Genomic DNA, 11,958 nt, shown 5'->3' with positions numbered 1-11,958 from the left:
TCGGCTAACCACCTGCCCGCGCGATGTGGCTGCGGGCATGCTCGATAGCGGGATCGAGTTCGGTGAACAGATGATTCGGGTGGCGCAGCGACTCGATCACTCCGAGCTGCGCGAGCAGCCCTCGGTGTTCTGGACGGATTCCCTTGATCAACACGGTTGCTCCACGCTGCTCCAGAGCCGTGACCATCTCGGCGAGGGCATGAGCCCCGGTGGAATCGACAATCTGCAGCCTCGACAGACGCAGGATCACCACCTCGACCTCGCCCGCCTCGGCAACCTCATCGAGCAAACGCTCAGCAGCTCCGAAGAACAGCGAACCCTCGAGCCTGAACAAGGCAATGCGATCGTCGCCCGGCTGAGGTTCGTCGGGTAATGGCTCGCGGTGAGCGCCGCTCGAGCGGCTCAGGGTGCGCAGGGCGAAGAATGCGGCTGCGGCGATCCCGATTCCGACAGCGACGATGAGGTCGAATGCGACCGTCACGAATGCCGTGATCAGAAACACCAGCGCACTGGACGTGCCGGAATGGAATACCCGTCGGATGGTGGACAACGAGACCATGCGTGCGGCCGTCACCATGAGTACTCCCGAGAGGGCGGCGAGGGGGATGACCGAGACAACATCCGCCGCGATCAGCACGACCAGTAACAATAGGATCGCGTGCGCGATGGCGGCCAGGCGTGACCGCGCTCCGCTGCGGACGTTCACTGCGGTGCGGGCGATGGCCCCGGTCGCGGGCATACCGCCGAATAGCCCAGAGGCGATGGAGGCGAGCCCCTGCCCGAATAGTTCGCGGTCGGCGTTCAGCGGTCCGGTGGGAGCGAGAGTTGCCGCCACCCGCGCGGAGAGAAGCGACTCGATTGATGCGAGCGCCGCCACCGCGAAGGCCGGCCCGATGAGAGCAATCATCATCGCCGAGTCGAAAGCGGGCAGGCTCGGAGCAGGAAGTGCGTGAGGGAGCGCACCGATGGTCGCGAGCGGAAGCTGGATCAGCGCCGCAACCACCGCAACGACGACGATTGCAATGAAGGAGCCGGGAAGCGAGGGTGCCCAACGGGCGAAAGACAGCATGATCACGGCAACCGCGGTAACGATACCTAGAGGTAGCAGGGCCTCGGGCCAGGTCGCAGCCGATATGACTTGCCACGCCGCAACCACCGCGTTTGTCGCGTGCCCTTCGCTCTGTACGCCGAGTGCGGACGGCACCTGTTGCAGGAAGATAATCACCCCAATGCCGGCGGTGAATCCTTCGATTACCGGCCATGGGATGTAGCTCACCGACCGACCAAGTCTGAAAAGTCCAGCGGCAAGAACGAGCACTCCCGCCATGATGCTCACGACGACGACGGCACTAGCGCCGTACATGACAACTATCGGAGCGAGCACCACTACCATTGCACCCGTCGGCCCTGATACCTGCACATGTGATCCACCGAATACCGCAGCAACTATGCCCGCGACGATCGCAGTGATCAACCCGGCCTCGGCGCCCACACCCGAACTCACGCCAAAAGCGAGCGCGAGCGGGAGGGCAACGATGCCGACAGTAACTCCGGCGATCAGGTCGGAGCGCCAAGTTTGCGGCACGCCACTGTAGTCGCTGGCGGCAGGGAGCAATAAACCAAACGAGCGCAGAATCCCCGGCTTACCGTTCACGCTGTCACCTCACTCATCAGTGGATCGCTGCCCGGCCGCAGGCGCAGCCTGTTGAGGCCCGAGCTACCTGCCGGGTGCGTCCGTCGTCGACTGCCGCACCGATGGTCCCTTGCTGACCTTACCGACGATCGGAAAATGCCCGCTGGGCGTCTCGCCCTCGTCGTAGACATCTTCTGGACGCCCGATGATCCTCGGGTCGGGAGTACCGACCAGTCGGTGATCCTTGTTCGGGTAGTCGAAGCGGGAGAGCACCCAGCGCATGGCTTCCAAGCGGGCTCGCTTCTTGTCGTTTGATTTCACCACGGTCCAGGGCGCGTGAGCCGTGTCCGTAAAGAAGAACATCGCCTCCTTTGCCTCGCTGTACGCATCCCACTTGTCGAGGCTCGCGAGATCGGTGGGCGAGAGCTTCCACTGCTTCACCTCGTCCGTTGAGCGCGACAGAAAACGGTCATGCTGCTCGGCGCGGCCGACCGAGAACCAAAATTTGATGAGGTGGATACCTGACTGCACGAGCATCCGCTCGAACTCGGGCGCAGATCGAGTGAACTCGAGATACTCCTGCGGGGTGCAGTACCCCATCACGCGTTCAACGCCCGCCCGGTTGTACCACGAGCGGTCAAACATGACGATCTCCCCGCCACTCGGCAAGTGCGCGGCGTAGCGCTGGAAGTACCAGGAGCTGCGCTCGCGGTCGGTGGGGATCTCCAGAGCCACGACCCGAGCACCACGAGGGTTCATGTGCTCGGTGAAACGCTTAATCGCGCCTCCCTTGCCAGCGGCGTCGCGGCCCTCAAACAGGATGACGATCTTCTGACCGGTTTCCTTTACCCACGCCTGCAGCTTCAGCAGCTCGATCTGGAGCTTTCTTTTCTCGCGGTCGTAGACCCGCGCGCTGAGCTTCTGATCATAGGGGTATCCCTGACGCCAGGGCGCGTCGGGGCCGTTGTCTAAGCGCGGCTTGCCCTTGCGGCGTAGCTCAGCGATCTCGTCAATCTCCGGGGTGATATCAACCTGATCAGGCGAGGCGAGGGTAAAGCCTTCACTGCTGGCGCTGGCAGCGGGAGCCTCATCCAGTGCACCGGGCTCACCGGTGATGGTGGTGTCGTGATCGTCGGAACTGGGCACATGGCCTCCTCGTGCGTGGGGGTGATCCACAGCCGGCGCAACACACCGGGCCTCATCTCAGAATATGCCTGAATTGGGATGAAGTTTCATTCGCGATGAACATGCACTCGAAAAACCTTCAATGCTACCCTGAAGGTTCGCCCCGATAACGGGATCGCGACGCGTGGGTCTGGTTCGAGGCCGAACGCCGCGGCACGTGTGAGACTGGTGGCGATCTAGAGGGGTGGAACTTGATGCGCAAGCAGGCACAAACGAGACGCACGAGGTGGATCGCGGGATTTGCGATTGCCGCGATCTTGGGTACCGGGCTGGTCGGCGCAGGAACGGGATCGGTCCCCGCCCAGGCGCTCGACTTGCCGAGTTGGGCCGATGTGGAAGCCGCGAAGCAGAACGAGGCCACCGCCGCCGCCAAAGTCATTGAGATTGAGGGGCTCATCGCGCAGGGTGAGGCCGAACTTGAGCGCCTCCGCAACCTGCATGCCGATTCGGTGAGCGCATTTCAAGACGCCGAGGCCGCTTTCCAGGCGGCTGCGCGAAAGTCCGAAACACTCGACGCGCAGGCCGAGCAGAGCCGAATCGAGGCGGAAGCCGCCACGGCGCAGGCCGCCGCTCTGGTGTCGCAGATGTATCGATCTGGCGGCGTCGACCGCAACGTCGAGCTTTTCCTCGAGAGTGAGGGCGACACCGCCGACGCGCTGCTCGAACGTCTCGCCTCGATGTCGAAGGCGACCGAACGGAACACCGCCATTTCCGAGGAAGCGCAGCAGGCCATGAACACGGCCGCCTCGCTCGGCGAGCAGGCCGAGGTGGCCGAGCAGCAGCGCGAGACGCTGAAGGTCGAGAAAGAGAACCTCGAACAGGCCGCGGCCGAAGCGGTCGCTGGTCAGGCTGAGGCACTGCAGGCACAGGAAGAGCAGCAGACAGTGCTCGAGACGCAGCTCGCGGCACTGAAGGACACCACGACTTCGACCGTCGCCGGATACCAGGAGCGTCTGCGCCTCGAAGAGGAAGAGCGGCAGCGACTCGCCCGCGAGGCCGAAGCCGCGCGCATCGCGGCCGAGAAGGCGGCGGCCGAGGCTGCCGCGAACGCTGGCAACAGCGGCGGTGGCGGCGGCGGAAACAACGCTGGCAACGGCGGTGGCGGCGGTGGAACCGTCGGCGCCTGGTACGTGCCAATTCCCTACAGCTACATCTCCACGTACTTCCAGCAGTGGTGGGGGCACACCGGCGTCGACCTCGTCAACGGCTGCGGCGTGCCGATCGTCGCCCCGAACTCGGGCACCATCGGCTTCGTCGGGTGGATGGACAACACCGGCGGCAACATGATCTACCTCAACCACGGCAACGGGTACCAGACCCGGTTCGCGCACCTCAGCCGCTTCAACGTCGGCTACGGGCAGTGGGTCAACGCCGGCCAGGTCATCGGCTACGTCGGCACAACCGGCATGAGCACCGGCTGCCACCTCCACTACGAGGTGCTGCGCGGTGGCGTCTTCATCGACCCGGTCGGCAACGGATTCGTCTAGGTCGCTGCGCTGCGCTGATCCACCCGCGATAAACAATGCGTCACACATGCACCCTCCCGGTGAGGAGATAGGTGCACATGTGACGCATTGATGGGCGAGACTGACGCGGGAACCCAGCACGCTGAGTTCCCTCTGAGCCTCAGTGCTGGTCTGCGAGGCGCTGCTGCGCGCGGGAACCCAGCACGCTGAGCTCCCGCTCTGCCTCAGTGCTGGTCTGCGAGGCGCTGCTGCCCGCGGGAACCCAGCACGCTGAGTTCCCGCTGAGCCTCAGTGCTGGTCTGCGAGGCGCTGCTGCGCCTCGATGATCAACTGCTCCGCATCGGCGGCCGAGCCCCACGCGTCGACCTTGACCCACTTGCCGGGCTCCAGATCCTTGTAGTGCTCGAAGAAGTGCTCGATCTCCTTGCGGGTGTACTCGGGAATGTCGGCGACATCCTGAATGTGCGCCCAACGCGGATCCTTGTGCTGCACCGCGATCACCTTGTCGTCGCCGCCGGCCTCGTCGCTCATCTTGAGCACGCCAACCGGGCGCACCTTGATACCGACGCCAGGGAACACGGGGTAGTCGAGCAGCACGAGCACGTCGAGCGGATCGCCGTCTTCGCCGAGCGTTTCCTCGAAGAAACCGTAGTCGGTCGGGTACACGAAGCCGGTGTAGAGCACGCGGTCAAGATAGACGCGTCCGGTCTCGTGGTCGACCTCGTACTTGTTGCGGCTCCCCTTGGGGATTTCGATGACGGCGTCGAATGCGGCGGTCATGCATACTCCTTGTGTTCGCGGGCGTGGCCCTCGCGGTGATGTGCGCTCTCAGAGTACCCGAGGGTGACCGGTAGCGTGGTCGTGTGACCAGACTGCCGCCGCTTGATCCTGCCGTTGCTCGGACGCGCCTCGCTGCCCGACGAGTGCTCAGAGAGTGGGCGCCGCGATCTGCCCCGGTGGCTGGCGGCGCCCGGTCCGAAGACCGCCCACTCGTGCTCGTAGCGCTTTCTGGGGGTGCGGACTCGCTCGCGCTCGCCGCAGCTGTTGCTTTTGAGGCGCCGCGCCTGGGGCTTCGGGCAGGTGCGGTGATCGTGGATCACGATCTGCAAGAGGGCTCGAACGAGGTTGCCCAGCATGCAGCTGAGCAGGCGAGAGCGCTCGGACTCGAACCTGTGATCGTGCGGCGGGTGAATGTCGCTCGCGGTGATGCAGAGGGGCCGGAAGCCGCCGCCCGCGCTGCCCGATACGAGGCGCTCCAGGAGGTGCGCGCGGCGACGAACGCGGCAGCGATTCTTACGGCGCACACCCGCGATGACCAGGCAGAACAGGTACTGCTCGCCCTAGCCCGGGGGTCGGGTATCCGCGCAATCGCGGGCATCCCCCCTGAACGAGACGTGATCCACCGGCCTTTTCTCGGGATCAGCCGAGGCGACACTGAACAGGCGTGCCGCGCGCAGGGCCTGAGACCGTGGCGGGATCCACACAACAGTGACCCGACGTTCGCCCGAGTGCGTGTGCGCGAGCGGGTGTTGCCGCTGCTGGAGACACAGTTGGGACCCGGCGTCGCTTCGGGTCTCGCTCGATCGGCAGAGCTCGCGCGGGAAGATGCTGACGCGCTCGATCGCCTCGCCGAGCAACTTCTCGCCTCGTGCATGGAGCGCTCCCAATCCGGCATTGCCCTGCCCGTGGACGCCCTGGCGGAACAGCCCGACGCGCTCCGGAATCGTATGATTCGGCTGGCCGCGCGCGCGCACTTCGGTTCTCACCTGAGTCGAGAGCACACCCTGGCCGCGGCGGCCCTCGTCACCGCGTGGCATGGTCAAGGTCCCATCAATGTTCCCGGCGCTACAGTGGAGCGTATTGCGGGCCGGTTGAACTTTCGGGCGGTCGGCGGATCCACTCATTAATCTAGCGAAGGCGGGCCTATGGACGCGAAGGATCTCGGAGACGACCTGAAAGTTGTGTTGCACACCGAAGCGGAGTTGCAGGCACGGCTCGGCGAGCTTGCGCGACAGATCGAGGCTGACTACGGATTCGACTCTCCGCCTCTGCTCGTGGGAGTGCTCAAGGGTGCGGTGATGGTGATGGCCGATCTCGCCCGTGAACTTAGATTCCACGCAGAAATGGACTGGATGGCCGTGTCATCGTACGGTGCGGGAACGAAGTCAAGCGGTGTCGTGCGCATTCTGAAAGATCTCGACTCGGACCTCACCGGTCGTGACGTACTGATCGTCGAAGACATCATCGACTCGGGTTTGACGCTCTCGTGGTTGAAGGAGAACCTGGAAACTCGCGGGGCAAAGTCCGTGCGCATCTGCACGATGCTCCGTAAGCCCGAGGCTTCCAAAGTGGATGTCGAGGTGACATATCTGGGGTTCGACATCCCGAACGAGTTTGTTGTCGGGTACGGCCTTGACTACGCCGAGCGTTACCGTAACCTGCGCGACGTCGCGATTCTGGCCCCGCACGTCTACGGCGGAGAGTGATGCGTGCCGCGCTGATTTTGCGCTGAGCGGACATACAGCAGCTCTGTCCGTGGCAACGGATACGCTTACTCATATTCGCTGGTGACCGCAGAAAGGCCGCAACTTGGCTGACAAAGCACAAAAGGCCCCCAAAGGGAAGAATCTCTTCAAGGGGCCGTTGCTCTATTTGATCTTGGCACCACTCATCGTGCTGTTGGGATGGTCGCTGCTCTCCGGCTCCGGTGTGCGTGAAATCACCACGCAGCGCGGACTCGAGGTGCTTGCTGATGGCGGCGTCACAAAGGCCGAGATTATCGACGGCGACCAGCGAGTTAATCTCACCCTCGCCAAGGCGGACAAGGAGACCGGGTCGAGCGAGGTCTTCTTCTACTACATCACTCAGCGTGGTGAAGACGTGGTCGCAGCGGTCAACGAAGCGGCACCCGAAGACGGCTTCACAGACCAGGTACCGCAGCCGAATGCACTGTGGTCGATCCTTGGGTTCATGCTCCCGCTGCTGCTCATCGGGCTCTTTTTCTGGTGGATGCTGTCATCGATGCAGGGCGGTGGCAATAAGGTCATGCAGTTTGGCAAGTCACGCGCCAAACTCAACTCGAAGGAAATGCCGCAGGTCACGTTCGCGGATGTTGCCGGCGCCGAAGAGGCGGTTGAAGAGCTGCACGAGATCAAAGACTTCCTGCAAGACGCGACGAGGTTTCAGGCCGTGGGGGCGCGGATCCCGAAGGGTGTGCTGCTCTACGGCCCGCCAGGAACGGGTAAGACGCTGCTGGCACGGGCGGTCGCGGGCGAAGCAGGAGTGCCGTTCTACAGCATTTCTGGTTCCGACTTCGTCGAGATGTTCGTAGGCGTCGGCGCGAGCCGGGTGCGTGACCTCTTCAAAGAGGCGAAGGCCAACGCCCCTGCAATCATCTTCGTCGACGAGATCGACGCGGTGGGGCAGCGTCGCGGCCAGGGCATGGGAGGCGGCCATGACGAGCGCGAGCAAACGCTGAACCAGCTCCTCGTCGAGATGGACGGCTTTGATCCGAAGACGAACGTGATTCTCATCGCGGCGACCAACCGTCCCGACATGCTCGACCCTGCGCTTCTGCGCCCCGGCCGCTTCGACCGTCAGATTGGGGTCGATCCGCCAGACATGAAGGGTCGACGCGCGATCCTCGAGGTGCATGCGAAAGGCAAGCCGCTCTCGAAGAACGTCGACCTCGAGGTGGTCGCTCGAAAGACCCCGGGGTTCTCGGGTGCCGATCTGGCGAACGTGCTCAACGAGGCCGCGTTGCTGACCGCACGATCGAACGCGCAACTCATTGATAATCGCGCCCTCGACGAGGCGATCGATCGAGTGATCGCTGGCCCACAGCGTCGCACACGGGTGATGAAAGACCACGAGAAACTCATGACCGCCTATCACGAGGGCGGTCATGCGCTCGTCGCCGCTGCGCTGAACTACACTGACCCGGTCACCAAGATCACCATCCTTCCCCGCGGACGAGCTCTGGGCTACACGATGGTTATCCCACTCGAAGACAAGTACTCGGTCACCCGCAACGAGTTGCAGGATCAGATCGCCTATGCGCTGGGAGGCCGCGTCGCGGAGGAACTTGTGTTCCACGACCCGACGACCGGTGCCGGAAATGACATCGAGAAGGCAACGTCTACCGCGCGCAAGATGGTGACCGAGTACGGCATGTCGGCGAAGCTGGGGCCGGTGCGACTGGGGCAGGCGCAGGCGTCACCCTACCTCGGCGAGTTTGGTACGACCCGCGATTTTTCAGAAGGAGTGGCCGTTTCGGTAGACCAAGAGGTGCGCGCCATCATCGAGCAAGCTCACGACGAGGCGTACGAGGCGCTCGTGCTCAATCGCAAGGTACTCGACCGACTTGCCGCCGAGCTGCTCGTGAAGGAGACACTCGACCACGTGCAGATCGCCGAAATATTCGAGGACGTGGTAAAGCTTCCCGAACGATCGGTGTGGCTCTCCAGCGGCGCGCGACCGGTCTCTGACCTCCCGCCGATCGCTGTGCCCGAGAGTGTGCGCACCGATGGAGCTCTAGTCGATGTGACGCCTGAGCCTGAAACGTCCGCTGAACCAGGTATCTCGACTCATGCCGTCGAGACTGATGCCACACAATCCGACGAAGCGGATGAGTCCCAGGCGCAGTCCGACGAGAGCGATTCTTCGGTTCAGCCTGACGCCGCAGCGGGTGAGGACGCGGCGAAGCCGTGACCACCGGCGTCGATCGGCAGCGCATCGCCGCGGCGGTGCGGGAACTGCTTCGTGCGATTGGCGAGGATCCTGACAGCGAGACGTTGGCGGGCACCCCAGATCGTGTGGCAGATGCCTACGCCGAGTTCTTCGCGGGCGTCGGCATTGATCCGCTGCAGCACCTGATTGACGCAGTGCCGGTTGGCGATGAGACTGGTGAGCTTGTGCTCGTGCGCGACATCGCGTTGCGTTCAACCTGCGAGCACCACCTGCTGCCGTTTCGCGGCAGGGCCCACGTGGCGTACCGGCCGGCAAAGCGGGTGGTGGGGCTCGGGGCGATTCCCCGAGTGGTTGACACTCTGGCTGCTCGTCCGCAGGTTCAGGAGCGTCTCGGCGAGCAGATCGCGGAGGCGCTGCACGTCGGGCTCGAGCCCGAGGGAGTTCTGGTCGTGCTCGAGGCGAGCCACGGTTGCATGGCGGATCGAGGCGGAAGGCAGATCGAGGCCATGGTGGTTACCGTCGCGTCGCGCGGGTCGCTGTCGCGTCCAGGCGAACGGGCCGAAGTTCTCGCGCTCATTGGCGCGACCGAGCGGGGCGGGCCGTGACGACCGTCTTGTCGCTGGTCGCGGAACCCACACCGACCCGCAGGTTTCAGGTGCTGGGGGTGATCAACGTCACCCCCGACTCGTTCAGTGACGGGGGCGACTATTTTGATCCCGAAGCCGCGATCGCAAGGGGTCGACTGTTAGCCGCGCAGGGAGCAGACATCGTCGACGTGGGGGGTGAATCGACGAGGCCGGGGGCAGTTCCCGTGGAATCCGCCGAGGAGCTTCGTCGCGTGCGTTCCGTAATTCAGGCACTGAGCGCGGAAGGCATCAGGGTGTCGGTTGACACCATTCATTCCGCGACGGCTCGTGAAGCGGTGATCGCCGGCGCCACCATGATCAACGATGTGTCGGGCGGGCTTGCTGATGCGGACATGTACCGGATGGCAGCCGAAAGCGACGCAAAGTTGATCCTCGGTCACTGGCGCGGCGTGCCAGACCCTTCGCATCGTCGTTCCCAGTATGTCGATGTCGTGACCGAGGTGCGAGACGAGCTCGCACGCCTCGCAGATGCCGCGATCGCCGCAGGGGTGGATCCGAAACGCATCGTGATCGACCCGTGCCTCGGGTTCGATAAGACCGCGGAGCAGGGCTGGGCGCTGCTGCGGGGCCTCGGCCGACTCGAGGAACTCGGCTTTCCCGTGCTCGTCGGAATCTCCCGCAAACGCATGCTCGGAGAACTGCTCGCGACGCTGCCGGGTAGCAGCGCAGGTGCCACAGCGACCGAACGAGACCTAATGACCGCGGTGGTGAGCGCTTTCGCCGCACGCGCCGGGGCGTGGGGGGTGCGCGTGCACGACGTGCCGGGCACGGTGCAGGCCCTGGCGGTTGAACGGGCCTGGGCTCAGGCCGATCCACCCAGATCACGCGCTGGTGTGGCCAGTCACGCAGGGTTCGCGGCGGGTGAAGCCCGCGAGAGTGCCCACTCAAACGGGGAGGAGATCGGTGCGGGGCCGGTCAGCCCCTCCGCGCACGTGCGTGACCGCATTACCTTGACCGGGCTGGAGGTGTTTGCGCATCACGGGGTTTTCGGCTTCGAACGCGAGCAGGGGCAACGTTTCATCATCGATGCCGAGCTCACCGTGGATCTCGGCTCCGCGGCCCGGAGCGACGACCTGACGCACACCGTGCACTACGGCGAGGTGGCCGCTGCCATTGCTGATGCGGTGCGCCGAGATCCGGTCGACCTGATCGAGACCGTGGCTGACCGGGCGGCAGGAATCGCGCTCGCCTTTCCCGGCGTTCGGTCAGCGCGCATTACGGTACACAAGCCCGATGCGCCGATCGCCGAGAGGTTTTCAGATGTCTCAGTCACCGTCGTGCGCGACTCGGTAGGGGGCGGCGCGTGATTCCGCAGGTAGTCACGGTGTTGATTGCCTTCGGCGCAAACCTCGGAGATCGGGGCGACACCATCATCGAGGCACAGCGCGAGCTATCGAGCACGCCGGGCGTTTCCGGTCTGCGCGCCTCACCGCTGCGTGAGTCAATTGCGCTAACTCCAAGTGGACCCGACCCCGATGCCCCGGCCTATCTGAATGGCGTGGCACTTGCAGATACGACGCTGTCTCCACACGAGCTGCTTGACGTGCTGCAGCGTATCGAGGCTTCCCACGGCCGAGTGCGCGACGCTCGCTGGGGTGACCGCACCCTCGACATTGACATCATCAGCTACGGCGGCAGGCTTATCTCGGACGACAGGCTCACCGTGCCACACCCCCGGGCACACGAGCGAGATTTCGTTCTCGCCCCGTGGCTCGACCTGGATCCGCACGCGGTACTGATTGGTCGCGGGCGAGTGGCAGACTTGCTGGAGCGGCTGGGAGACACCACGAGACCGATTACCCCGACAGAAGGGGTAGCGGATCATGCCGAGGCTTGAGCGGACGTCGATACTGACCATCGCCGCGTTCGGCGCGGCGGGTATCGCCGCTGGCGTGCTCCTCCAGGTGTTCAGGTCCACACGCGGAGACGCGCCCTTCGTGCCGCCCGGATCGCTTCCGGCAACTCTGCTCGTGCTTGCGGTCGTCGTCCTCGGGCTGGGGATCGCTCTGCGACGCGCGGTGACCCAGGCAACCGCGCGTCCGGTGAATCCGTTTCACGCGGTGCGACTGCTAGCGGGAGCACGCGCGTGCCAGTTCGCTGGTTCGCTTCTCGGGGGATTTGGCCTCGGGCTTCTGGCTCAGCTCCTCACTCGTTCGGTGTTTCCCCAGTCGACGACCTGGCTGCCGATGCTGTTCGTGGCGATCACGGGAATCGTGCTCCTCGTCGCGGGAGCGATCGCGGAGTGGCTGTGCCGTATTCCGCCTGACGGCTCCGACGCTGAGCGGCAAGAGGATCCGGGGCCTCACGCTGGCGAACAACTCGCGTAACCCGGCGCGCC

General features: G+C 64.4%; 11 protein-coding genes. 8 read left to right on the top strand and 3 right to left on the bottom strand.

The genetic code is table 11. The features are described 5' to 3' along the window. Positions 1-4 precede the first annotated feature (4 nt). Positions 5-1,654 (bottom strand): SulP family inorganic anion transporter, encoded by a 1,650-nt coding sequence (locus ACTNFJ_RS08745; RefSeq protein ID WP_435905926.1) that lies wholly within the window; start codon positions 1,652-1,654, stop codon positions 5-7. Positions 1,655-1,717: 63 nt separating this feature from the next. Continuing rightward, positions 1,718-2,779, bottom strand: a complete 1,062-nt coding sequence (gene ppk2 / locus ACTNFJ_RS08740) for a polyphosphate kinase 2 (protein WP_435905925.1) — start codon at positions 2,777-2,779, stop codon at positions 1,718-1,720. Positions 2,780-3,012: 233 nt separating this feature from the next. Here ppk2 and ACTNFJ_RS08735 point away from each other — a divergent pair, with 233 nt between their 5' ends. Next, positions 3,013-4,305 carry a peptidoglycan DD-metalloendopeptidase family protein gene (locus ACTNFJ_RS08735; protein ID WP_435905924.1) on the top strand — a complete coding sequence of 431 codons (1,293 nt, stop codon included), beginning with the start codon at positions 3,013-3,015 and terminating at the stop codon, positions 4,303-4,305. A gap of 267 nt (positions 4,306-4,572) precedes the next feature. Here ACTNFJ_RS08735 and ppa read toward each other — a convergent pair whose 3' ends face one another. Then, complete coding sequence (gene ppa / locus ACTNFJ_RS08730) at positions 4,573-5,064, bottom strand: inorganic diphosphatase (protein ID WP_435905923.1); 492 nt, start codon at positions 5,062-5,064, stop codon at positions 4,573-4,575. An 83-nt stretch (positions 5,065-5,147) separates the two neighbouring features. Here ppa and tilS point away from each other — a divergent pair, with 83 nt between their 5' ends. The 7 genes from tilS (at position 5,148) to ACTNFJ_RS08695 (ending at position 11,947) form a co-directional block, all read left to right on the top strand. Further along, positions 5,148-6,191 (top strand): tRNA lysidine(34) synthetase TilS, encoded by a 1,044-nt coding sequence (gene tilS, locus ACTNFJ_RS08725; RefSeq protein WP_435905922.1) that lies wholly within the window; start codon positions 5,148-5,150, stop codon positions 6,189-6,191. Positions 6,192-6,209: 18 nt separating this feature from the next. Continuing rightward, complete coding sequence (gene hpt, locus ACTNFJ_RS08720) at positions 6,210-6,770, top strand: hypoxanthine phosphoribosyltransferase (RefSeq protein ID WP_435905921.1); 561 nt, start codon at positions 6,210-6,212, stop codon at positions 6,768-6,770. Positions 6,771-6,873: 103 nt separating this feature from the next. Continuing rightward, positions 6,874-8,994: an ATP-dependent zinc metalloprotease FtsH gene (ftsH, locus tag ACTNFJ_RS08715; protein ID WP_435905920.1), complete on the top strand. Its 2,121-nt coding sequence runs from the start codon at positions 6,874-6,876 to the stop codon at positions 8,992-8,994. Beyond that, positions 8,991-9,578, top strand: coding sequence for a GTP cyclohydrolase I FolE (gene folE / locus ACTNFJ_RS08710; RefSeq protein WP_435905919.1), 588 nt, complete (start codon positions 8,991-8,993; stop codon positions 9,576-9,578). The genes ftsH and folE overlap by 4 nt, the downstream gene beginning before the upstream one ends. Continuing rightward, a complete protein-coding gene (gene folP, locus ACTNFJ_RS08705) occupies positions 9,575-10,927 on the top strand; it encodes a dihydropteroate synthase (protein WP_435905918.1) in 1,353 nt (450 codons plus the stop codon). Before folE ends, folP begins: the two co-directional genes overlap by 4 nt. Continuing rightward, positions 10,924-11,457: a 2-amino-4-hydroxy-6-hydroxymethyldihydropteridine diphosphokinase gene (folK, locus tag ACTNFJ_RS08700; protein WP_435905917.1), complete on the top strand. Its 534-nt coding sequence runs from the start codon at positions 10,924-10,926 to the stop codon at positions 11,455-11,457. The genes folP and folK overlap by 4 nt, the downstream gene beginning before the upstream one ends. After that, positions 11,444-11,947 carry a DUF3180 family protein gene (locus tag ACTNFJ_RS08695; RefSeq protein WP_435905916.1) on the top strand — a complete coding sequence of 168 codons (504 nt, stop codon included), beginning with the start codon at positions 11,444-11,446 and terminating at the stop codon, positions 11,945-11,947. The genes folK and ACTNFJ_RS08695 overlap by 14 nt, the downstream gene beginning before the upstream one ends. Positions 11,948-11,958 lie beyond the last annotated feature (11 nt).

The organism is Leucobacter shiyiweii (assembly GCF_052446065.1).
Taxonomy (GTDB): domain Bacteria; phylum Actinomycetota; class Actinomycetes; order Actinomycetales; family Microbacteriaceae; genus Leucobacter.
This window is presented reverse-complemented; position numbering and strand designations above follow the sequence as displayed.